This is a genomic window from Amygdalobacter indicium (assembly GCF_029101545.1).
GTDB lineage: Bacteria > Bacillota > Clostridia > Saccharofermentanales > Fastidiosipilaceae > Amygdalobacter > Amygdalobacter indicium.
Map to the genome: position 1 here is coordinate 955,662 of NZ_CP118866.1, position 24,403 is coordinate 980,064.

19 protein-coding genes and 1 tRNA gene are annotated in these 24,403 nt (G+C 35.8%); 10 read left to right on the plus strand and 10 right to left on the minus strand.

Annotation, left to right across the window (positions count from 1 at the left end; genetic code table 11):
* Positions 1 to 73: 73 nt before the first annotated feature.
* The 5 genes from PYS60_RS03990 to PYS60_RS04010 all read right to left on the minus strand — a co-directional run bounded on the left by PYS60_RS03990 (position 74) and on the right by PYS60_RS04010 (position 7,600).
* Positions 74 to 487: an EamA family transporter gene (locus PYS60_RS03990; RefSeq protein ID WP_315567886.1), complete on the minus strand. Its 414-nt coding sequence runs from the start codon at positions 485 to 487 to the stop codon at positions 74 to 76.
* Between the two features lie 9 nt (positions 488 to 496).
* Positions 497 to 1,309 carry a CPBP family intramembrane glutamic endopeptidase gene (locus tag PYS60_RS03995; protein ID WP_315567887.1) on the minus strand — a complete coding sequence of 271 codons (813 nt, stop codon included), beginning with the start codon at positions 1,307 to 1,309 and terminating at the stop codon, positions 497 to 499.
* Between the two features lie 551 nt (positions 1,310 to 1,860).
* Positions 1,861 to 3,285, minus strand: a complete 1,425-nt coding sequence (locus tag PYS60_RS04000; protein ID WP_315567888.1) for an SEFIR domain-containing protein — start codon at positions 3,283 to 3,285, stop codon at positions 1,861 to 1,863.
* Between the two features lie 61 nt (positions 3,286 to 3,346).
* Positions 3,347 to 5,329, minus strand: coding sequence for an AlwI family type II restriction endonuclease (locus PYS60_RS04005; protein WP_315567889.1), 1,983 nt, complete (start codon positions 5,327 to 5,329; stop codon positions 3,347 to 3,349).
* Positions 5,330 to 7,600 (minus strand): Dam family site-specific DNA-(adenine-N6)-methyltransferase, encoded by a 2,271-nt coding sequence (locus tag PYS60_RS04010; protein ID WP_315567891.1) that lies wholly within the window; start codon positions 7,598 to 7,600, stop codon positions 5,330 to 5,332. It abuts the gene before it with no gap.
* Positions 7,601 to 7,963: 363 nt separating this feature from the next.
* Between PYS60_RS04010 and PYS60_RS04015 the strand changes: the two genes are divergently transcribed.
* Positions 7,964 to 8,338, plus strand: coding sequence for a DUF2513 domain-containing protein (locus PYS60_RS04015; protein ID WP_315567893.1), 375 nt, complete (start codon positions 7,964 to 7,966; stop codon positions 8,336 to 8,338).
* 160 nt (positions 8,339 to 8,498) lie between these two features.
* Here the strand turns inward: PYS60_RS04015 and guaA are convergent, their stop codons facing one another.
* Positions 8,499 to 10,040: a glutamine-hydrolyzing GMP synthase gene (guaA, locus tag PYS60_RS04020; protein WP_315570834.1), complete on the minus strand. Its 1,542-nt coding sequence runs from the start codon at positions 10,038 to 10,040 to the stop codon at positions 8,499 to 8,501.
* A gap of 135 nt (positions 10,041 to 10,175) precedes the next feature.
* Between guaA and PYS60_RS04025 the strand changes: the two genes are divergently transcribed.
* The gene (locus PYS60_RS04025; protein WP_315567894.1) at positions 10,176 to 11,093 is read left to right on the plus strand and encodes an undecaprenyl-diphosphate phosphatase; all 918 of its coding nucleotides are present in this window, start codon (positions 10,176 to 10,178) and stop codon (positions 11,091 to 11,093) included.
* An 81-nt stretch (positions 11,094 to 11,174) separates the two neighbouring features.
* A complete protein-coding gene (locus PYS60_RS04030; protein WP_315567896.1) occupies positions 11,175 to 11,711 on the plus strand; it encodes a hypothetical protein in 537 nt (178 codons plus the stop codon).
* A gap of 798 nt (positions 11,712 to 12,509) precedes the next feature.
* Here PYS60_RS04030 and PYS60_RS04035 read toward each other — a convergent pair.
* Complete coding sequence (locus PYS60_RS04035) at positions 12,510 to 12,719, minus strand: hypothetical protein (RefSeq protein WP_315567900.1); 210 nt, start codon at positions 12,717 to 12,719, stop codon at positions 12,510 to 12,512.
* A gap of 265 nt (positions 12,720 to 12,984) precedes the next feature.
* On the opposite strand from PYS60_RS04035, the gene PYS60_RS04040 reads away from it, so the two are divergent.
* On the plus strand, positions 12,985 to 13,182 hold the full coding sequence (locus tag PYS60_RS04040; RefSeq protein WP_288798645.1) for a large ribosomal subunit protein bL28: 198 nt from the start codon (positions 12,985 to 12,987) through the stop codon (positions 13,180 to 13,182).
* Positions 13,183 to 13,341: 159 nt separating this feature from the next.
* On the opposite strand, the gene PYS60_RS04045 is transcribed toward PYS60_RS04040, so the two are convergent.
* The gene (locus PYS60_RS04045; protein ID WP_315570836.1) at positions 13,342 to 14,652 is read right to left on the minus strand and encodes an NCS2 family permease; all 1,311 of its coding nucleotides are present in this window, start codon (positions 14,650 to 14,652) and stop codon (positions 13,342 to 13,344) included.
* 562 nt (positions 14,653 to 15,214) lie between these two features.
* On the opposite strand from PYS60_RS04045, the gene PYS60_RS04050 reads away from it, so the two are divergent.
* Positions 15,215 to 15,287: transfer RNA gene (locus PYS60_RS04050), tRNA-Pro, on the plus strand.
* A 124-nt stretch (positions 15,288 to 15,411) separates the two neighbouring features.
* Here PYS60_RS04050 and PYS60_RS04055 read toward each other — a convergent pair.
* Positions 15,412 to 17,592 carry a helix-turn-helix transcriptional regulator gene (locus tag PYS60_RS04055; protein ID WP_315567901.1) on the minus strand — a complete coding sequence of 727 codons (2,181 nt, stop codon included), beginning with the start codon at positions 17,590 to 17,592 and terminating at the stop codon, positions 15,412 to 15,414.
* 275 nt (positions 17,593 to 17,867) lie between these two features.
* Between PYS60_RS04055 and PYS60_RS04060 the strand changes: the two genes are divergently transcribed.
* The 5 genes from PYS60_RS04060 to PYS60_RS04080 all read left to right on the plus strand — a co-directional run bounded on the left by PYS60_RS04060 (position 17,868) and on the right by PYS60_RS04080 (position 23,312).
* The gene (locus tag PYS60_RS04060) at positions 17,868 to 18,911 is read left to right on the plus strand and encodes an ABC transporter substrate-binding protein (protein ID WP_288798652.1); all 1,044 of its coding nucleotides are present in this window, start codon (positions 17,868 to 17,870) and stop codon (positions 18,909 to 18,911) included.
* Positions 18,912 to 18,988: 77 nt separating this feature from the next.
* Positions 18,989 to 20,083 carry an ABC transporter ATP-binding protein gene (locus PYS60_RS04065; protein ID WP_315567903.1) on the plus strand — a complete coding sequence of 365 codons (1,095 nt, stop codon included), beginning with the start codon at positions 18,989 to 18,991 and terminating at the stop codon, positions 20,081 to 20,083.
* A gap of 9 nt (positions 20,084 to 20,092) precedes the next feature.
* Entirely contained in the window at positions 20,093 to 21,835 is a 1,743-nt protein-coding gene (locus PYS60_RS04070) for an ABC transporter permease (RefSeq protein WP_315567905.1), read from the plus strand.
* The gene (locus tag PYS60_RS04075) at positions 21,835 to 22,974 is read left to right on the plus strand and encodes an ABC transporter ATP-binding protein (RefSeq protein WP_315567908.1); all 1,140 of its coding nucleotides are present in this window, start codon (positions 21,835 to 21,837) and stop codon (positions 22,972 to 22,974) included. Before PYS60_RS04070 ends, PYS60_RS04075 begins: the two co-directional genes overlap by 1 nt.
* A gap of 98 nt (positions 22,975 to 23,072) precedes the next feature.
* Positions 23,073 to 23,312 (plus strand): transposase, encoded by a 240-nt coding sequence (locus PYS60_RS04080; protein WP_315567909.1) that lies wholly within the window; start codon positions 23,073 to 23,075, stop codon positions 23,310 to 23,312.
* 122 nt (positions 23,313 to 23,434) lie between these two features.
* Here PYS60_RS04080 and PYS60_RS04085 read toward each other — a convergent pair whose 3' ends face one another.
* Entirely contained in the window at positions 23,435 to 24,385 is a 951-nt protein-coding gene (locus PYS60_RS04085; RefSeq protein ID WP_315567910.1) for a TPM domain-containing protein, read from the minus strand.
* Between the last annotated feature and the right edge of the window lie 18 nt (positions 24,386 to 24,403).

The following is a 24,403-nucleotide window of genomic DNA, read 5'->3' on the forward strand; positions in this document are numbered from 1 at the left end:
TTGTCAATAAAAATTATAGAACGTGCTCTTACCGCGTTCTGCCTCCACCTTTGCCGGCCCCCTACACCTCGCTTCAAAGTATAAGCAAAAACGTGCCGGCAATTATTAAAGCACAGGCTAATAATGATTTGCCGCTGAATGGCTCGTGCAAAAAAAGGAAAGCTAAAATCAAAGTAATAACAATGCTCAACTTATCTATCGGCACAACTTTCGCTGCTTCTCCCATTTGCAAAGCCCGATAATAACATAACCATGAGGCGCCTGTAGCTAAGCCGGAAAGAATAAGAAATAACCAACTTTTAGTGCTTATTGCCTGTATTCCGCTCTGTGCTCCGGTAATAAAAACCATCACCCAAGCCATAATCAATACCACAATTGTCCTAATTGCCGTCGCCAAATTAGAATTAACACCGTTAATACCGACTTTGGCCAAAATAGCCGTTAACGCAGCGAAGATTGCTGATAATAAGGCAAATATAAACCACATAAATTCAGCTTAAGCCGTCCTTCCGGTTAAATATTCCTTGTCCGCTTGCCGAAGTGTCCTTAATGAATAAATCCCTGTTATTAAAAAAATCAGATAGATAGCGATGCCGATTGCGCTTAAGCCCTGATCAAAGATCGGTACCATCGCAATAGCGTTATTTGTCATGTGAACTAAGATCGAGGCCTTGATTGACCGGGTTTTATAATATACATATGCCAGAACCAGCCCTATAAAAAAAGTGTTTGCTGTTTGTACGATATTAAAATGATAATAGGCGAAGACGATGGCCGTTAAAATTATGCACGACTTTGCCGAAACGTACTTCGTCAATTTCTCAAATAGAAAACCTCTAAATAAAAGTTCCTCAACTATAGGAGCACCTATGATTGTGACAAAAAGGACCACGGCTTGACCCCAAATCGTATCTGCCGCCAGTACTTTCTCTAACGAATCGATAGCGTCCATTACCACTTCACTGCCTTTGAAAGCTGCAACAATACAATTAGTGAAGAGCAAGCCGAAGCCGGCAACCCCAACTCCTATTCCGCTGATAAGCAAAGGATTTTTGATCTTTTCGTCTTTTATAAACGGCTCCGCGCTTTTCCTGTTTTTTATGTTTATATAAATGTATAATATTACAAATTTAACTATCTGAGCTGCCAACAAACCGTAAACTGTATCTTTGATATCTGCTAAATCCCCTTTTAATTTCACTATTAAAATCACAGTTCCGGCTCCTGCTGCAGCATCTATAACTACATTTATAAATAAAAAAGCCACTATTAGAAGGAAGGACTTAAATCTTCTTTTGAATTTTTCCATAGCTCCACCGTTATTCCAAGTCTCTATAATTATTCTTAAGATGCGTAAAACTTCTACGCCGAGAAGTTTTATTTTCTCTCAATGGTTACAATAGCATATTTTTTTCTATTTTTGCTTGTTCTTATCCTCGATTTTATGATTTTTTAATTTTTAGTATAAAAATAGTATCAAAAAGATACCACGGTAATGATAACCTCTGTATTAGTTCAAGGCATAAAAAGACCGCAGCTTGAAACTACGGTCTAGTTTTCATCCAATCATAAACTCGGTTACAGTTTCTAACGCCTTATAACCGTCCAATTTATAAAAGTTATTAATTTTTGGAGTAAATCCCCCACGCCGGGAAGTGTTATTCCCACTCAACATGTTCATTGATATTGTTTTGTATAAATGGCATAAAATCAAGTTTTTTATTGTCGGATTTAGCCTTATTATCCAATTTATTTCTGTTTCTCCGATTTTTTGCAAGCATATTGCAAGCACAAAGCTATTACTTAGTATTCCAATAACCTGTCTTGTTTAGTATTATCTATATGCTATACACAGTAAGGCTAATTTCTTGTTCCCAACTCTTCTGTCTTCATATAATTCCAGAAATTTTTTGCCTTTTCAAAACAACTATTATAACGATACTCCTTCAAGTCTCCATTATGGAACTTTTCCTCCACGCTCTTGTATTGTTTCTTAAACGCATCAATTGATTCAAAATCAAGAATGAACAACAGGTTTTCCAAATATTCCTTTGACACCAACCTTTTTGAATAAGTTGCAAATAGTCCCCTATACTCATCGGTATTATAAACATATGTTAAGGGAAACCATGCCCAGTTTTTATCATAATTTGAAATCAAAAGTGACGCACTGTGACAAAGCAAATCTCCCGAAACAAACTCCTCTTTATTGCATATTTCTACATTAATATTTTCAATCCATAGTTCTGCAGTTCCACAATAATAATTCTTATCATCTCTTTTACATACTGCGTTATTCAAAACATCGTTATAGCAATAAAAGCAGTTATAACTATCAGCGTCCTGATTAAAATTTGAAGTGCCTGCAAAATATGTCTTATTCAGAAGATATCTCAAAGCTTCATTTGCATTCTTTTTAAGATAATACGATACTGAATATATGAAACCCTCATGCACAAACGTCCCTTTCAAGTTGGCATAATTTATTTGCAGTCTTCGTATTTCATACATTAATTCTTCTAGAAATTTCGCTATATGTTTATACCCCTCCTGAACATATTCAGAACTTTTAACTAGAATAAGAAATTCGTCTCTGAAGGGTATTAGTTCAAGATAGCATGTAATAACATCTTTTTTGGTATAATCATATTCCAAAATCTGTTTTTTTAGTTCTTCCAGATTCTCAGCAAACTTATTTTTCTTTAAGGTTTCACTTGCCGATCCCCGAAAAAAATTGCTTGTCACTCTGGACTTATATGACACTTTAGGTATCTCCTCTAACCAAACTGGCGGTTTTCCTAATTCTGGCTCCTTATATGTGTCTATCCCATATAGTGTACGCACCATTCTCCGATACTCAGTATCATAAGTATCTGGCGACGATAAATCAAAGTGCAAAAGTCCCCTTAAATACTGTGGCTTACACACGTTGCCTTCATCATCTCTCTCGAATACAATCGGTATGAATTTTCTCTGTTCTACCTTGTTGTATACTTCCGATGATATAATCTGTGTTTCTGTACCTACGCCACCGGCTCTTTCATTTGCTTTCTTTGCATAAATTGGATCTATAAGAATCAGTACATTGGTAATACTCTCATCTAAAACACTTTTTTCCATGAATTTAAAGGTATCATTGCCTTCTTTTAGCTGCCATTTATCAAAAATAACATCTACACCATCTCCTTTAAGATTTGCAGCTAAAGCAATAACCTTCTCATCATGTTCCTTTGATCCCCAAGCATATGAAATAAAAATCTTAGGATGTTCAATTCTATTCTTCATCTGTATCAATTCCCATTTATTTCTTTCAAAATAAGTATTCTTTATCACTATTTTATAATCACTATGCTTTATACTCCTCAGTAGCCTCTCTTATCATCCCATCATGCCAATTTACCGTTTCTAATGGCATTTCATGGTACTTATCAAATACTTCATACAGATACTTATATTTAACTTTTTTCTCAATTATCTTCTTGAGAGAATCTGTATCCATTGAAATAATCTTCATACCTGTGATAGTTTCTTCATCTCTAGTATATGGAATTATCTTTCTATACCTAAAATCCGAGATCACATTTTTATCTAAGTATGTGCTTACAAATAGGCTATAATCAAATGGATTATTAAATCTAATTCTATAGTCTCCTAAATGTCTTGAAACAGGCTCCATTTCCATTCTTCTTTGGTTTGTTCCATCTGCAAGGGTTGCTTCAAGTAGCAGAGAATGCTTTGGATAAGAAGTGCATGCCTCATATTCATATATAATATCTGCATAGCCCCCTGCCGCATGTGTCTTTGGCAGCAAATTTGCTTCTAATGATAATTTCATAAAATCTAAAATATTTCCCTGTCTTTCGCTTACCTTGTACCATATAATTCCTAAAATATATTCAAAAATAGTAGGTATTGCAGCCTCATCTGTAACAAGTTCTTCAATTCTCTTATCATCACGTTTTTCAAAACAATTTAGCAACTCTACAAGTACAGCATCATTAAATTTCTTATCAATTAATATATTGAATCTTCTATATCTTTCATCATTTACGTAAGTTGCTGCTTGTTCCGGACTCTTTATGGTGATTCCCAAATCTTTACTTAATACAGCATACACTTTGCTCATGTCTAACTCGAAAGCTCTTGATATAGTTTCTAAAGGAACATCTACACTGAGATTATCATCTCTACTAAAAGTTTCTTTATACAGAACATCAATAATCTCTTTAAAATAGTATTTTGGAATCATGTCCAACTTAACCATTCGATCTTCAAAGATTAGTATATCTGTAACATTGAAATATCTTCTATTTAGATCAAAATAATCAGATAGGGTTGCCATTGCCTTAAAAACATGTAAGTATTTGAAAAATACCTCTTTTAATTCTTTTTCATTTGCACAGTTTAAAAATGGGCATTGATTATTAATTGAAGTTTTCCCATTCTTCCTTATAACTCCTATATTTGTAGTTTTAAAAATTAAATTTCTCCACAATATTCCAGGCTTTTGATTTATATTCTTTGCAGAATTCAGTAGCAATTCATAATCGCTTTTCCCCTCAAGGAATATACTCTTTATAGACTGATATAATTTATAATATGGTTTATCATAATTTCTACTTTTGCGATTCATTCCAATTAAACATATCAAGTTTTCATCAACATCCGAAGTAATAAATTCTTCCCTAGCAAGTTTATAATTGTCCATTTGCATAAGTCTTTTGTAAATTATTTCTTCAAGATTAATTTGTCCTTGTCGATATAATTTTATATCCGAAACAATTTGCTTTGCGCTTTCGTCATCTCTAATTAGCGGAACAAAATAAGTAAATTCCTCGTAGCTTAAAAATTCAAGTTCAGTAAGACATTTTACAACCGCAATAAATGGTCTAACAATCTTCCCGCTTACATCTATATTTGTTTTTAATAGCTGTTTCAGATAAACAAAACTATCCCTGTTAATATTAAATGCATTATCAGTTTCAAAAATTCCGCTACTTGTTATTTTAAGCAACTCTCTTCCTGCTTCTGTAATCAATCTATCCTCTGTGATTAGACCAATATCAACTAAACCGGATGTTTTTTCTCTCGCATCTTTATCTTTTCTTTTCGCATCACCTGTTAAAAAGGCTTTGCTTTTCATAAAGTCATAATATTTTTCTTGCAATTCATTATTCCAATTCCAACTTGATTTTTTTATAACTTCATTATAAAACGCATCAAGAAGCAGCAATTGTGCCTCAATTTTTAAATTTAATTTTGCCGTTCTAAAGCTTGTAGTCCCTATAACCCAGCAAAAACTTTGATATGAAATGTTTATATTAGCCATCTACTCATTCCTCCAATCCACAGAATAGTTAGTAATTAAAACTTCTTCAGATATACTGTTTTTATCTTTTCTATGATAATTACTGTTTGAATAACTTTTATTTAAGTAATTGCAATAATATCCTTTGCTTTCAATCCAGTTATATAAAATATTGTTTCTTTTATTTTTGCTTTCTAAAACATTAGACAACGCAAAACTAAAGCCTTTTTCATTAGCTTGATCTAAAAATTCAAGCAAAGCTTTTTCATCTAAGTCAGTCCACATCCCATTTTCGTTATATGTTGCATTTGTAATTAAATAAGGAGGATCACAATAAATAAAAGTCTCCCGAGAAAAATCATCTAATGAAATATCCCTAAAATTCTTTTTCAAAAACTGAATGTCCTTGCTTTTCAATTCCTCGGAAAATAACACAAGTTTACTTCTCATCTTAGAATTGAAATCTCTCTTTCCAACAGGAAGATTAAACAAACATTTTCGATTAAAGCGAATTTGATTATTAAAAGAGAAAACCATCAATACATATAACATTGAATAATCTGTTTCTCCTGCAACGACCTTAGCATTAAAATCATCTCTTAGCTTGAGAAAGCTTTCCTTATTGTATCCGGCTAATCCTTTACTACTATTACAATCATAATAGGAGTAACCATATAACGCTGTATTGGATAAGTGATATTCATCAATAATCTTATCTATTTGCTTTAATAAAACATCAGTATCGGTGTCTTTTATAAATTTAATTAAGTCCATCAATTTCTCATTTGAATCATTAAAAATAACTTTTGAAGAAGAGGAATTTATCCCAACATTCCCTCCACCAGCAAATAAATCCAAAAATACTTCTTTTTCATTAAATAAAGGTTGCAGCTGTTCCAATAGTTTAAATTTCCCACCAATATAATTAAAAGGGCAGGATATATTCATTTTCTTTTTTTCTTTGCTAAATACTTCGCATAAAAACAATCTTTCTTTATTATCTTGTATATCTGATTTCCCAGTTGAAAAACTCTTATAATCCGATTCAAATACCGTTACTTTTCCCTTTTTGCTAAGAATTTTCATAATATCTTCATCCGATATTTTCGCATTGGATCTATCATTTCCCTTGTCTGACATATTGTTATATGAAAGCAAAATATATTTTGCATCAGCATTTTCAATAAGCTCCTCAAATGCTTTTGTAGCTGCAATCATACAATAATCACTTTTAAGCGAAGTTCTATCCATCTTTCTTGCAACACCATAAACTTTAGGTTTTTTCCATCGTGCCACATTTTCAAGTAAATGATATGCATCACAATATTGTCTTGAGTTATATGGAGGATCTAAGTACAATAAATCTCCCTTAATATTTTTAATTAGTTCATTTGCATCTAGGTTATAACAAACATTATTGGAGTTAATGGATTTTTCGGGCAACAAAACATTCAATACTAAAGTTTTTTCAAAATCGACATTTTTTCTATATGCATCGTAATGTCCAACCGTATTTGCAATCTTATCCATCGCATATAACAAGGATGTAATCAAAATCGCATATTCCTTGAAATTTATTTCCTTGTTTTTATACTTTATCTCAATATCTTCTCTTATATATCCTATTTTGCTGCAATCATCAGCAGAAAAAAAAGTATCTGCAAAATTCTCTCGCATATAGTTCTTTTCTTTTGTTTTTATTTGATTGTATTCATATATTAATTCGATTATTTTTTTATCTGAGTATTTTTCATACCCAAACCACGCATAGTTGGAAATATAATTGCTATACAACAAGTCATTTGTAATAAGCATTTTATCCTTAAAAGTATTAGAGACTGCTCCAGTTCCACTAAATATGTCAATGACAATATTTACACCCTTGCAATTTTCGTCAACTGTCTTTCTTATAAAATCGGAAAGAGAATATTTATTTCCTAAATATCGTCTATTGTTTATGAATGACTGCTTTAATCCTAATTTAGATATTAAAAAATCTGTGTTATCTTTATTTTGTAAACCATCTATATGCAAAAATCTTTTTATAATCTCAACTGTATTTTCATCCCAAAAGTACCTTCCTGTATCACTTCTTGGGATCAAAATATTTTCTTTATCTATCAATTTATATAAATATGACTTAGAAATATCTAATTCTTTTATTACATCAGTAACATTAAGACATGCCATCTTTATTTCTCCTTGCCACATTTTAATCCATTTAGTAGACATTATAGCATATTTCACCCATTTTTTCTGTATTTTTATTGAAAAATCAGATGCTAATTGCATCAAAAAATGAAGAGCATCAAATATATATCGCTATAGTTCCATATCATTACTCATACTATGGCTCTGCTCAACGGTAATGATAAAGAACACTCTTTTAATGCTGACGTATGCAATATCTTAAAAAAGTTGTCTGATAATCTGTTCGACCTATAAGCCTTACTCCATTACAAAAGAACAGTTTGATTCTATGAAAAATAAGTCCGTAGAGTATTACACTCTACCACTTACAGAGAAAGAATTTGAAGAACTTTCAAGAGATGAAATTCTAAAAAAGAGAATTGAGATTTGAAAGAAAATAATTTACTATAAGAACGGAATCGTTAAAATGACAAAATTTTATAACTCATGTAGGAGGTACTAAGTTTGAAAAGAGATATGGACTTATGTAGAAAAATTTTATTTAAAATTGAAGAACAATATATTGATACTGCGTTATTAAATCTTCAACTAGAGAACTACGACAATTTACAAATTGCTTATCATTGTAAAATTTTAAAAGAAGCTGGATTGGTTGATTACTATAATGCTCAGTATGCTGATAACTCATTATACTTTTTTTCAGTTGGTTCATTAACTTGGGAAGGACATGATTTTTTGGATAAAATTAGAGAAGATACTACGTGGAATAATGTCAAGAAGATAATTAAAGATAAAGCTCTGCCATTTACATTAGAAGTTGCTAAAACCATCGCCACAGATTTGTTGGCAGTTTCGATGAAAGCAGCATTAAACTTATAAATGATAAAAAAGCAAAAAGCAACTAAGATTTTTCTCTTAGTTGCTTTTTGTATTCCTTGAAAATTATTATTCAAGTGACTAATTTCTAAAATCTGCAAGCATTTTGCAAGCACAACACTCACTAAACGGCTATTTATAAGGCTTTAGAGCCTGTTTTTTACTATTCCCATTCAATCGTTGCCGGCGGTTTACCGGTAACATCGTAAACGACACGATTAATGCCCTTAACTTCATTGACTATCCGATAACTGACCTTCTCCAACAATTCCCACGGCAAGCGTGCCCATTCACCGGTCATGAAATCATTAGTGATAACAGCACGTAAAGCCACCGTATAATCATAGGTACGCGAATCACCCATAACACCGACTGATTTCAACGGAGTTAAAACGGCAAAATATTGAGAAATAGTTTTGTGCAAATTAAAATTGGCAACCTCTTCTCGGAAAATCGCATCGGCATTACGCAGAATTTCCAACTTCTCTGGCGTAATTTCACCTAAAAGTCTAACGGCTAAGCCGGGACCGGGGAAAGGCTGACGCCAGACAAGATTCTCCGGCATTCCCAAGGCCAGACCGACCTGTCTCACTTCATCTTTGAACAACGTACGCAAAGGCTCGACGATAGCCTTGAACTTAATATTGTCGGGCAAACCTCCGACATTGTGGTGACTCTTGATAACTGCAGCTTTATCGGTGCCGCTTTCGATCACATCCGGATAAATTGTACCCTGTACCAAATAATCTACATCTTGATAATCTTGAGCAACTTCTTCAAATACTCTAATAAATTCTTCACCGATAATTTTCCGTTTCTGCTCCGGATCGGCAACTCCCTGCAGACGAGTCAAAAAACGTTCCGCAGCATCAATACGTCTGACATCCATATCATATGTACGGTGAAAAACCTCTTCGACTTCTTCCGCTTCATTCTTGCGCAATAAACCGTGATCAACAAATATACATGTCAAATTTTTACCGATAGCTTTGTGGACCAGCAAAGCGGCAACGGAAGAATCTACACCGCCGCTGAAAGCACAAAGTACTTTGGCATCGCCTAAAGTTTGCTTAAGTTTTCTGATCATGCTCTCGGCAAAATCGGTCATCTTCCATTTTCCTTGGACATGGCAAACTTCATAAAGGAAATTGTGAATCATATCTTTACCGGCAAGTGTATGTTCCACTTCCGGATGGAATTGCACTCCGTATAAATTGTCTTTCTCGTTATAATACGCAGCTATCGGGCAGGAATCAGAGCTGGCGGCGGCAACGAAATTTTCCGGTAATTCCGCAATTTGGTCACGATGGCTCATCCAAACTTGCGTCGGCGAGGTAATATTATGAAAAATTTTACCGGCTTGTTGAGTTTTAATCTGAATAAAGCGCTTGCCGTATTCTCCTTGCGGAGCTTGCAGGACTTTTCCGCCTTTGACGTGACATATCCACTGGGCGCCGTAACAAATACCCAGAACCGGTATGCCCAAATCCAGGATGTGCGGATCGGCTTCAAAACGATTATGCTCATAAACTGAATTAGGACCGCCGCTTAAGATAATACCGGTATAGTTACCGGCTTTGATATCTTCAGGTTTGGTGTCAGCCGGCAGAATCTCTCCATAAACTCCAGCTTCTCTTACTCTTCTGGCAATTAACTGTTTATATTGCCCGCCTAAATCCAAAATCAGAATTTTTTCCTGCAGCAACTGACCGTCGGTTAAATCCAAATTCAAAATTTGTTTGCTCATCTCAATTCCTTTTCTCACATAAAATTAGATTCAAACTATCTCATATCTGCTATTATATCAAATAGTCGATTTAATTTGAGCAGGGAAAGTACTATGGATTTTATTTATTTAATTAAAATTATTATTTTGAGTATCGTTGAAGGTCTGACGGAATTTTTGCCCGTTTCTTCTACCGGTCATTTGATTATTGCTTCCAATTTATTGAAATTGCCTGATAATCATTTCATGAAATTATTGTTGATTGTTATTCAGCTGGCGGCCATCTTAGCCGTGGTATTACTGTATTTTCATAAGCTTTGGCAGGTTTTTCTGGATTTGTTACGCGGCAAAAAGGCGGCCGTCAATTTTTGGTTAAAATGGATTTTAGCTTCCGTCCCCTTCGTAATTTTAGCTTTAGCTCTGAATAAATATATTGAGCGTTATCTGTTCAATAATTTCACAGTAGCGCTGGCTTTAATCGTCGGCGGATTGTTGTTATATTTCGGAGAAAATTATCAGGTGCAAAATCCCACCGTCAGTAAAATCGACGATATTACTTATAGACAGGCTTTTCTTATCGGCTGCTGGCAATGTTTGGCATTATTCCCCGGTTTTTCCCGTTCAGCTTCTACTATTATCGGCGGCTGGCTTGTCGGTTTAAGGACGAAATTGGCAGCGGAATTCTCCTTTTTTCTCGCTATTCCTCTCATGTTCGGCGCAAGTGCTTACAGCTTCTACAAATTTCACAAAATTCAACAAAATCTGTCTAGTTTAGGTGAAACGCTCTTGGCAGAGAAAGCTGTCGGCTTACCTTTTTTGCACGTCGGGCGGGAGCACTTTGCAGCTATAAACAGTGCAACATGGCAATATATTTATCTCTTTATTGCTTGCGTTGTTTCTTTTATCGTCGCTTTAATTGTAGTTAAGGCATTTTTGAAGTATTTGGCTAAAAACAGTCTGAAGCATATGGCGTTGTACAGAATTACCGTCGGTATAATTTTAGTTTTGTTCTGGTTGGCCAATTTGCGTTAAAGCTGCGTTAAAGCTGCCATTCGCCGTTAATTTAACGTGCCGCTCCGATCAGGGAATTATTCATTATGAAAGGTTGATTTTATGAAATTAATAAAATGTTGTTCTTTGCTTTTGACTGCCGCCCTTTGTTTATCTGTCGTCGCCTGTCATCAATCTGCTGTAAAAAGTAATGTAAGTTGTTCCAAGACTGCCACCCCGCAAACATCTGTCAGTCAGCATAAAACTTTGTCCGTATCTACATCGGCAAAGGTGGACTTCGATAAATTATTGCACGATTTACAGGCTCTGCATCCGGGAACTGCGGGCAGCAGTTTGCAAATTGCCGCAACTACAGTTACTTGGATGAATAAGTTAGCCGTTGACGGCAGCAATGATCAAGAATTGGCAAAAAAATTTTTGCTTTTTGCCCGTTCTCTCAAACAGGATGCGCAAAAAGAATTTATCCGTTCATGGCAATTGCTACGAGATTTTTCCGATCAGATAATAAAAAAGGATAAGACAATTCAGGGATTATGGGAAGATGCCGGTGTTAAACTGCAAGAAAAGTGGATAAACATTAAAGCTTGGCAGAAATTGGTGCGGGCAATTGATGCTGCGGTTAAAGAGTTGACAACATAAACAACTTATGCGGATTTCCTATCACCTTTATTTCTGTTATCTATAATTTCTAAACAAAGCTTATTTAATTCCGTATTTGCTTTAACATTTAATCTATAGCGTATACGTTGGTTATTACTTGTAACAGCAATTTCAATATTCGGCGAAAATTCCAACACTAATCCTAACTATAAAAAACTGACTAATAGTTCTATTTTTAACTCTTAGTCAGTTTTAATTTAATACTTAATTATTTTTTTAAAAATAACAAAAAATATAATTAGGCAGATTATAATAATGAATATCTTAAAATATTTATTATTTATTAACGCATATCTTTTTATAGTATCATGCAAAATTAAAGCCATACACAACGCTAAAAAAAATATTAAATAGTTCCACCATTTCATAGGCTTTTACCTTGGATAACACTTGTATGTTAATATCCAGCTTATTTCTACAATAACACCTTCACCACTCTTATTAGCATTATAATCAACTGTATCAGCTAAGGAATAAGCCCATACGGCTGTTAGTCCTCTGAGGATTAATATTTTTCATACTTAACATCTCCTCTCTTTTTTATATTAACTACTTACAACATAAGCAGTTATATTCTCCATTATCATCTAAATCAAACAACTATTAAGTTCTATAAGGCTTATATTATTGTCTTGAAACTCCCCCTATACGCATTGCTAACTCACTTTGTGCCATCTTTAATTCTTTTCGTCTTTGCTTTATTCTGTTATTCAATCTTTTAGCCCCTATGTTTTTTATAATATAGCATATCTATATAAATTTTGCAATCTATAGATTTCACGAAAATGAGTAAAGTTGGAATCCGAGTAATGGTTTGCCGACATTACCGTGAATAACAGCTGAATTTCCGATATTTTGCAGACTCCTTTTTAATTGCTGCACACGTCTAATGGAAATATTCAAGCGATTAGCCGCACGTTCGTTGGTAATGTTGCCGTCCAAACAGGATTTAAGGACATGTAAACGAGTTAATTCTTTTTGAGACATAGATAATCTTTCCATCCTTGTATTTTAATCTAACTAACTAATTTGTTTCTAATCCTTCCCGGCAATTGTTCGTTACACGGGAGGGTGAAATTTTAATTGGTTAGTTACAGGGGTGAAATTATCACAGATTAATAGCATAAAGAGTTGAATTTAATTGACAATTATAAGTAAATGCGCTAGAATCATCAAGTGTCTATTGTGCAGGAACGAGCTGTACAGAATTAAGCATTCCTTGTGAATAGCTCAATTTGGGAGGTGAAAACCAATGGCAAAATGCAATATTTGTGAAAAGGGTATGAACTTTGGACGTAAGATTTCCATCACACGTTCTCAGGTTTCTCGTCGCGCCTTGGCCCAACAAAAGCCAAATGTTCGCAAGGTACGTGTTATCGAAGGTAATACTCCTAAAACCCGATATGTTTGCACATCATGCTTGCGTAACGGTGCTGTAGTACGTGCTTAGTATCTTAAGTAAAAACGGCTTACAGCTTGTGAAAGCTCTATCTCAACGATAGAGCTTTTATTTTTCTCTTCTTCCCGCTGTAAAATTTGCAATAAATAAAATAAAAGCCTCTTTCACAGAGAAAGAGGCTGCATTTACAGACGGATACCGTCAATAACATTAACCCAATAAAGGTTGCAGTAAGGGCCAGAAAATTCTGACGGCAAAAAGTAAAGATAAGATATACATCAGCAGCGAAACTTCTTTGCCTTTACCGGACAGGACTTTCAAAACGACATAGGAAATCATACCGAATGAAATACCCTCGGCAATAGAATAGGAAAAAGGCATCATCAGCATCGTAATGTAGGCCGGAATTGATTCAGTAAAATCGGAAAAATTAATTTCTTTAATCGGTGTCAACATGAACAAGCCGACAATTACCAAAGCTGAGGCTGTGGCTTGCGGCGGTACGATAGAAATCAAAGGGAAAAAGAATAAAGAAACTACAAACCAGAAAGCTGTTGAAACGGAAGTTAAACCGGTACGACCGCCATCTGCAACGCCGGCTGCCGATTCCACGAAAGTTGTAATTGTACTTGTACCGCACAGAGCACCGACAGTTGTACCGGCAGCATCAGCAAATAAAGCATTTCCGACTTTGGGTAATCTTCCCTTTTCATCTATCAATCCGGCTTTAGTAGCCACACCGGCCAGCGTACCTACTGTATCGAAAATATCAACAAAAAGGAATGTAAACATTACGCTGAACATTTCCCATGTGAAAACGTGTTCCCATTGTAACTGCAGGGCTACCGGAGCCATGCTCGGCGGCAAAGAGAAAATACTTGTCGGCAACTGTACAACACCTAAAATCAAGGCCAATACAGTTGAACTGACAATACCGGCAAATAAAGCGCCTTTGATATTTTTAGCTGTCAATAAAGCGGCAACAAGTAAGCCAAAGAAAAAGACGGCTGATTGCGGCGTTAATAAATTGCCTAAACCTAAAACCGTCCCTTTGCCCGTACCTACTATTCCGGCTGAATTCAAACCGATTAGTGCTATAAAAAGTCCTATTCCGCACGACACTGCTTTTTTCAACGTTATAGGAATAGCTTCAAAGATGAATTCGCGTACTTTGAATAGTGACAGCAGCAAGAAAATAATTCCTTCCAGGAAGACTGCCGTTAATGCAAAGCGCCAATCTTTCCCCATGCCTAAGCAAATGGAATAAGTAAAGAATGCGTTCAGTCCCATGCCCGGAGCTAAGGCGAAAGGTAAATTCGCCATAAGTGCCATCATCAAAGTTGCGACAACGGAAGCGATAATTGTTGCGGTAAAGACTCCGCCCTTATCCATACCCGTTGCTGACAACATATTAGGATTAACAATGAGGATATAGCTCATCGTCATAAAGGTTGTAAGACCGGCTACAAGTTCGGTCCTTACGGATGTGTTTCGAGCCTTAAGTTGAAAAAATTTATCCAACCGGCTTTCATTAGTCACATTATTCATCGAAAACCTCCTATGTATGATGAAAATTAATCGCAAATTTATTCTAGCATAGGCACCTAATCACACTTCCCTCTTTCGAAACTATTATGGAAGTTAGTGTTCTTTTACCAAAATTAAGTAATTTTATCTCCTGTTTTTCGTCGCTTTTTTGTCTTTTTATCAGTTTACAGGCTTTTAGCTGTGTAAATAGGCAATTTTTTTGTCTGTTTATGTCTCAAGCTGCTGATTTGTTATCGTTATTGAGGATAAATCGCTCCTTTTGTTGTTTTGTTCTCGGGTGTAGAATAATTCGGCGTTTGCTCTGATTTTCTTCTTATTTTATAATTAATTTTGTACACCCTTTTGCACTTGGCTTGCAATTGGCAGTTTTATGTTCTTTATTATCCGCTTTCAAGCAGTCTTGCAAATGGTATTTGCAAAAGCTGTAAAGTGCAATAAGGCTGATAAATTAAATAAATTTCTTGCATTTTAACAACAAAGTCACGAATTCGGGCTTTGCAAGTGACGTAATATATGTTAAAATACTTCTTGCTGTCGGGGTGTAGCGCAGGTGGTAGCGCGCATGGTTCGGGACTATGAGGCCGGAGGTTCGAATCCTCTCACTCCGATAAATTAAGCGATCGGCTGTAAAGTCGGTCGCTTTTTTGCTATATTGTCTGTATTTTGCACTAATTCTTCAATAGCAAAAGATGCTGCCATTTTGCCGGTAACAACTTGTCCGAAAGTTTTTATTCAGGGTTTTGTTCCCGTGTTTTGTTCATTTTTCCAATTGTCATCCTTAAACTCACCCGGCGTTATGCCATAGAACTTTTTGAAAAGAGCATAAAAATACGAACTATTTTCAATACCTATTTTTTCGCATATTTGTTTGTTTATAAGATCGGTGTTTTTGAGCAAATAGGCCGCTTGTTGCAATCTTTCACGTGTTATATAAGCACTAATCGTTATATTTCTTGCCTCTTTAAATAATTTACCCAAATATGTCGGATTAAGATTGAAATGTCCGGCTACCATTTTCAAAGAAAGATTATAATCGCTTAAATTGTCTTTTATGTATCTCTCAACTTGTTGAGATAATTCCTGCACTTGATCTAAATGCTGCATCTGCTTAGCTTCACGATAATCAATAAGATACGGTAAAAATAATTTTTCCAAATCCTGGGCTCCAAAATCAGTCTCCAACAATTCATTCAGAGCGGATGACAAAATTTTATCTGCAATATTCGACCTTTTTTCCAATTGTGCTGCCAAATTCTGCCATACATATATCATTGCTGCCCATCTTAAATCTGTATTATTGTTATTAAATTCCTGCCATAATTCAGCTATACTTTTTTCCTTGCTGCAAACACCTGATAAAAGAGTAGAAACTGACACTAAATTGTGCGTGTCTTTGCTTAAACGTTTTAAGTCTTTTTCTTGGCGCAAATAACAGGTTTTAATGCGATTCAATTGTTGCATCTCAATAAGATGGGCCGCCGACTTGGCTAAATCAATTGAATTATTAATATTACCAACCAGTATTGTAGGAAATTTTGCCAATACATGTTCTATTTCCTTTGGTATTTTATAGTTGTTATGATTACTTACAGCTAGGGCAACAGCGGCATCCGTTGCATCTACTTTATCAGACTGAATAAGAATAAAAGATTGTTTGCTGAAATTTATAGACACCATGTGTTCGTTGCAACTACTTAAAACTGAATAAATATTTTTATTTTCCTGTATATTTGGCAGTAACAGCAAAAAGCAATAATCTTCGGTAAACGGTAATTGCAATTTTTGTGCTTCCTCAACAAATTGAAAATCACTGTTTTTCTCAAACTCTCCTGTTAATAATAATTGCAGAAACTGCTGTTGTCGCATTTTTCTCAGAATACAGGCAGGACTTAGGTTTTTATGCTCACCTAACGATACTTCTTCTACCGCTTCTGCAAAAGGATTAATCACATAATGCCACAAGCATATGTGTAAAAGTATAAATGTAAATAGAATTAGTATTGCCAACTTTATTGTTCTTTTTTTCAAAGCGATTACATCGGCGAACAAATCTTGTTCCGGTAAATAATAAGTCAGTTGTAAATCTAAAATGTTATTGTAAGTTTTGTAGCATAAATAAGCGTTATTAAAAATCACTTGCCGACCAAAAACATTTTCTGCCAGTTTTAAATTATCTTTACTGACAGCTTTTTCAAAATTCTTATTGTTTTGAAATTTATTACCATAAATAATGATTGTTTTATCGTCGCTGTTCTTAATACAGACAGCTTGAAACGGATTAGATTTGATAATATTTTTTAAATATTGCATATCAACATTTACCATTAAAGCTGCATCATCCTCCAACATTGTAAACGTAAAAACATAATCGCATTTATTGTTTCCTGCTTGATGTTTAGGTCGCAAAGCTGCTAAGATCCGCCTGTGCTCAACGGCAGTGCTGTTCTTCAATTTACGCAATAATTCGACAGCTTCTGTATCTTGGAAATCTTGCAATTTTTCCCTTGCTGAAAAATTATCATCACTTGAAAGTACGCCATAGTGTCGACTATAAACATAAGCTGAAATCAAATTTTCCGCACCTGTAACAAAGGCGTTCAATTCCCGCATTGCCATAATCTTATCAATAGGAGAAATGGCATCATAGTGTCTGAGTTTAATATTTAGAGGTGAATTGAATAATTGTAAAATAGAATTAGTTATTTGGCGGTTATAAGAAGCCAACAAATTATCCTGTTGTTGAATAATTTCCTTATATAATCTTTCTTCTCTTTCTCTTCTTATATAGCCGAATTGCATATAATTAAATATAGCTATTCCTAAAATTACAGCATAATTTAAGACAAGAAACAGTGCGAAACCGATAAGTACTACTCTTTTCCTTATAGTGCTTAAGTGTGACTTCATATTCATAGTCAGTTATTACTCCTTGTCGGTTAATTATCCCGCTTAATCGAATTCGGGCTTAAATAAAAATTTTCTTCTTTAATATTATGAAACAAAATTATACAAAAAACTTAGTGCAAAAGTGTGTAAATTTAGGAAATAAGCATAAATATTAGAATTTTGCACTCGTTAATTTAGGGCAAATTGACTATACTGAGGCCAATTCAGTTGGATTTTTTGTGTGAATAGCACAAAAGTAGCTCTCAACTACAATTATGCTCATTATGAGTAAGGAGGCATTTATGAAACCCAAAAAGTTAATCGCTTTAGCGTTGTTAACAACTTTATGTATAGGCACATTGTACAGTTGCAGTAACGGATCAAATACTAAAGTCGAAAACAATACTGAACAGAAACAGAACACAAAAAAAGTTATGCTTTACTCTTCTTTAAAAGAAAAGCAGCTGGCCGCAATTAAAAATGCTTTTATGAAAAAGCATCCGGAAATTGCGATGGATTATTATGCTGCAGGTACCGGTAAAGTTTTGACTAAAATTGCTACCGAGCAGCAATCAGGGCAGATAGCAAGCGATTTAATTTGGGTAGGTGATCCTTCCAATTATCTGACTTTTAAAGAAAAAGGCATGTTGGAAAGCTATAAATCTAAAGAAGCTTCTAATATCGCCGATAAATTCAAAGATAAAGACAATACGTTTATTGGTGCACGTCTAGTTGTTATGGGCTTTTCCTACAACAGTAATTCTGTTAAGGGTGATATGATTCCCAAATCTTGGAACGATTTAATTAAGCCGGAATTCAAAGGACAATTAGTTATGTCGGATCCGGCAGAAGCAGGAACAACTATGTATGCCATTTCAGCTTTAGCTAATCATAAAGACTACGGCTGGCAATATTTTGAAAAGTTGAAAGCTAATAAGATGGAACTGGAATCAGGCACAACTTCAACAATTAACAAAGTCGGTTCCGGTGCTTACAAGGTTTGCGTCGGCGTCGATTATGTTACAAGGACTTTGGAAAAACAAGGTTCTCCGATTAAATTCTCTTATCCCGAGAAAGATTTAATTGTAGTTTCCTCTCCTATTGCCATTCTTAAAGGTGCTCCGCACATGGAAGAAGCTAAGTTGCTTTATGATTTTATTTTGTCGGAAGAAGGCCAAAAGATTCTGGCCGATACACAAGCTACACCTGTCCGTAACGGCCTGTCTGTAGGTGACGGCGCCCTTGATGCTGCTGAAATAGCACAAAGAATGTTGGATATTGACGATCAAAGTGTATCTAAGCAAAAACAGGAAATTTTGGATAAATTCGATAAATTATTCAAATAATAATTTGTTTAATCCGAGCCTGATATATCTTCAGGCTCTTTTTATACTTTGAATCAAAATTAGGAAAGGTTAAATTTATGGCATCTGTCAGTTTTGAAAACGTCAGCTTCAATTATGGCGATAAAACAATTTTTCATAATCTTTCATTAAATGTGAAGGATGGAGAAATTATGGGTATTGTCGGGCCTTCAAGTTGTGGCAAAACGACATTAATTCGCTGCTTGGCCGGTTTATTAAATCCCACAGCGGGAGAAATAAAAATAGATGAGCAGGTTGTTTTCAGCAAAAGTAAGCGTATTTGTATTAAACCCGAAAAAAGGAATATAGGTATGGTATTCCAGGATTACGCTGTCTGGCCGCATATGTCGGTCCGGAAAAATATTGAATATCCGCTTATTAAACACAAAATTAAAGCCGATACAAGAAGCAAAATAATAGAACACGCCCTACAACAGGTAAGAATGCAGTCTTATGCCAACTATATGCCTGTGCAGCTTTCAGGTGGTCAGCAACAACGTGTGGCTATTGCCAGAGCTTTGGTCGGATCAAGAGATTTGATTATAATGGATGAACCGATTACCAATCTTGATGCTAAATTAAGAGAGGAAATGATCGGTGAAATCAGGCAAATTCAAAGAGATTCGGGAACAACAATTATTTACATAACCCATGATCAGGAAGCTGCTTTGAAATTATGTGATCGCATAGCTATTATGCAGAAAGACGGACAAATTGTTCAAATTGCCGGTGATGAAGAAATTATTAAAAAGCCGGCTAACCGTTTTGTTTTCGAATTTATCGGTGTTTCCAATTTTATTCCCTTAAAGATGACAGCAGATAAAGTCTATATTCTTAACGGTCAACAAGAAATTCTATGGAAAGACGCACCGATGGACAAAATTAAAAATCAATGTCAATCATCGCTCATAGATATGGGAATAAGGCCGCTTGATATTATTTTTGACACTGAATCGGAAATCAAAGCTGTAATTAAAAGTGCTGTCTTCCTGGGCAATCAATTCAACTATTTTGTGCAATTGGGCAATTTGGAATTACGTGTACAACTAAATGCTCTGGATGCTATTAAGCAAAAGGTATATCAGGAAGGCGATTTTGTAGGTTTGCGGTTTTGCCAAGCAGTTTATTATGCTGCAGCCGTAAAAACTGACTAGGAGAAATATATGAAAAATTTTTTGAGATCTATTAAAGCATCATTACATCGCTCCGATCTTGATAAAATAGAAGGTCGACGTTTCAGCTTGGATATGGTTTTAACCCTGTTAAGCTTTGTCTTTTTATTCATTGTTGTTGTTCTACCGATGGCAATGATCATAATCAACGTATTTTTCAGTGGTGGAAAATTTGATTTATCAATGTTCCTCAGGGTTATTATTGATAAAGAAAATATTAAAGCTATGCTCAACACTTTAATTATCGCATTAGCTGTTACTGCCTCCGGTACAATAGTAGGTTTATTTTTCGCTTGGTTGTTGGGACGCAGTGATATTCCATTAAAATCGCTGATGCGTTCTTTATTCAGCATTCCTTATATGTTTCCGCCATTTTTCGGCGCTATGGCCTGGGATTTGCTTTTATCCCCGCGTGGCGGCTATTTTAATACCTGGTATATGCAATTTACCGGCGCCGATACAGCTTTATTCAACATAAATTCTCTGGGTGGTATTATCTTTGTTGAGATGTCATATTATTTTCCCTTTGTCTTTATGCAAGTTGTCAGTGCTTTAGAAAGAATGGATCCGACTTTGGAGGAATCTGCGCGTATAGCCGGAGCTAAACAAGGATATGTAATTGCAAAAATTACTTTACCATTGGTTAAACCTGCTATTGCCTCCGGAGCTCTGCTGATTTTGACTTCTTCCCTGTCTCATTTCGGTGTACCTTCAATTTTAGGTTTTTCGCAAAAAATTTATACCTTACCTACACGAATTTACGACTTAATTAATCGTTCTTCCGGTGATTTTCAAGGTATCAGAGAGGGAGCGGCTTTATCAGTCTTATTAGTTGCTGTCGTAATGCTGGCTTTGGTTTTGCAAAAACAGGTCTTAAAAGCCGGAAGTTACGATATTATCAAAGGTAAATCCATGCGACCTATGCTTATTAAATTACGCGGCAGCAAATGGCCTTTATTGCTTATTGCTATGTCTTTTCTATTGGTTGTTGTTGTCATTCCTTTAATTATGATTTTCCTGGTCGGTATGCTGAAAGCTTACGGTCTGCCGTTAACTTTAGCCAATTTTACTTTGTCCAATTACAAAGAAGTGTTGTTTAACAATAAGATGGTTTCAGATTCCATCACCAACTCCCTTATTCTTTCTATTTCGGCCGGCGTTATTTGTATGACCTTAGGTGTTATGATCGCCTATGTCATTACTAAAATTAAGCCTCGCGGTAAAACCGTTCTGGAAATAATTTCCGTTCTACCTTATTCTATCCCCGGCATAGTTTTGGCTATCGGTGTTATTCTAGCTTGGTCAGGTAAATTGTATTTCAATTTCTATAATACTATTTGGATTATATTAATTGCTTATCTTGCCCGTTATTTAGCCTTCTCTATGAAAAGTGCTTCTGCTTCTTTACAACAAGTGCACTATTCCCTCGAGGATGCTGCACGAAATTGCGGCGCCAGTCATTTTGAAGCACTGACCGATATTACTTTGCCTTTAATAAGACCGGCAATGGTTTCGGGCTTCTTCTTAATTTTCTTACCGGCAATGCGTGAATTAACTACCTCCGTACTCCTGTACGGTCCTTTTACCAGGACATTGGGTGTCGCTATTTATTCTCTTAAGAGTGACGGTTATATCGTACAAGCTTCCGCTTTGGCCGGTGTGGCTATCATTATTATTTTCATTTGCAACGCTATCGTGCGCTACATTACCAAAGATCGTAGAGGTAACAACTAATGGCAAAAGAAATTATTTTAAAAAATGTCAGCAAGCAATTTACAACTAAAAGTTTAGGAACTGTTACAGCCGTTGAAAACTTCAATTTGGAAATTGAAGAAGGCGAATGTTTTGCCTTTTTAGGTCCTTCAGGTTGTGGTAAGACAACTACTTTGCGAATGATAGCCGGTTTTGAAGATTTATCGGATGGAGAAATTTCGCTATCAGGGAGAGTTGTTTCCAGCAAAGAAAAGCATTTGTATATTCCGCCTGAGGAAAGAAAATTGGGGATGGTTTTCCAAGCCTTTGCCGTCTGGCCACATATGAACGTCTTTGAAAATGTCGCTTTTCCTCTACGAGTGCAAAAAAGGCCGCAGGCAGAAATTAATGAACGGGTCAAAGAAGCTCTTAAACATACCGGTCTTGACGGTTCAGCGAATGAATATCCCTCCAATTTATCAGGAGGACAACAGCAACGAATCGCTCTTGCACGAGCTATTGTAACCAATCCTAAAATTATGCTTTTGGATGAACCCTTGTCCAATCTGGATCCTCAATTAAGAGAAAGTATGCGTTTTGAAATTAAAGCTTTGCAGAAAAAGTTTAATTTTACGATTATTTTTGTGACGCACGACCAAGCGGAAGCTATGGCTTTATCGGACAGGATGTTGGTTATGGATATGGGCAAAGTTGAACAAATCGGTACACCAACTGAATTGTATAATAAGCCGATTAATAGATTTGTCCATTCTTTTTTAGGTGAATCGAGCTTTATAAAAGTTAATGTTGCAGGTAATGATTTAAATGTTGAAGGTGATCGACAATTGTTACATTTACCAATTGATCCGCTTATGTTGAAAAAAGGTCAAAGTAAAGGACATTTGCTTTTAGCGACAAGGCCCAATACTATTGCATTGCTCTCGCCTGAACAGGGAGATGCCGTTTCAGGATGTCTCCATGGAACAATTGAACAGCGGATATTCTTAACCAACTTTACTGAATATATTGTCAAAGTCGGTACAGAAAAATTGAAAGTGCAAACTCCACATCGCATCGAATTTATGCCCGGTGATTGTTGCTGTCTGGATCTGCCACAAGCTATGTGGTATGAAGACGATGATCAACAGGAAGCGATAAGAAATCAGAGACAAATAATTTAATTTTCAAAAGTGATTAAATAAAAGCGACCATACATATAAGGTTGTACCGACCCCCAAAAGTTAGACCAAAATCTAAAGATTGGGAGGTCGGTATTTTTATGGCAAAACATAGTTTCGAATTCAAGAAGAAAATTGTTTTAGAATATTTGGATGGGAAAGGTGGGTTAAAATATCTTTCTAAAAAATATGGACTTGGCTCTGACTCACAGTTACGCAAATGGATTAATGCATACAAAGAGTTTGGCGATGTTGCGATTATCTCTCATAAAACTTACTATTTGTCTTTCAGCAAGAAGCCGCTTATTTTATTCAGCAAAATATTCTACCCCATGGTATAGCTACTTGGGTAATTAGCCGCTTCTGCTTTTTAGTTAAAATTTTCAGACCTTCGCCGCTTGCTATAAATCTATAAAGCTATAAATAAAGGGAATTCAGCTTCCAACAATCCGGCTTTTCCACTTCATCTGCTTGCGCCGCCGCCGCTGAACCCGCCGCCGCCACCGCTGAAACCGCCACCGCTGAAGCCTCCGCCGCCGCTACTTCGACCCATCCCCTCCAAAACGGCTGAAACAAGGCCTATCAGACCACCTTGATTACGGGCATAGCGGCTACGATACGGCGAGCCGAATAAAATGCAATAAATCAGCATCTTCACCGTCATATTCCGACTTGCAGCCGCCGACTTCAAGCAGCGGAATATAACTGCACAGATAACAAGTATGCCCAAAAATTTCAGGCAAGCTAAAAGCCACTGCAACCACAGCGGCTGCTTATTGTAGATAACCTCAGGCGCAGGAAAAGTCAAATCTTCCTGCAAGGCCTTACCGCCGTGCCTGAAATCAGCCATGGGGGCATTAAATTTCAAACTTGCCGGTAAATGCAAATTATAATAACGATAAAGCTCACGGCAGACAGCATTAAAACCGGCAAGTGCAGCCTTGTCCCATTGACGCTTATCCTTATATTTGACAACATAATCATCCAATATTCTTCCGGCTTTGCCGTCATTAATTACACCTTCTAAGCCTTTACCGACTTCCAAACGTACATGCGGCTCGCCGGTAGTAAACAACAAAAGAATACCGTTATTCAAATTTCGATCGCCAATCTGCCACTTATTAGCAATATTGATACTATATTTTTCCAAGCTGTCATTTTGCGTATCCGGTACGGAAACTACAACTACCTGTGCTCGAGTTTGCTTGTACAGCTCCAGTGCTTCCGAGACAATATGCTTAATTGTCGTATCATGCCAAACATGGCTATAATCGGCAGCATAGAACAACTTGGTCGCTTGCGGATAAACAGTTTGCTCGCGGCGATAGGATCTAAGAAAGAATACCGAAACACAAATTGCGCTCAGTACAATCGCAATTATCAACGTACGTAAACGCCGCATCAGCACTTGCATAATACTGTTCTCCCGATT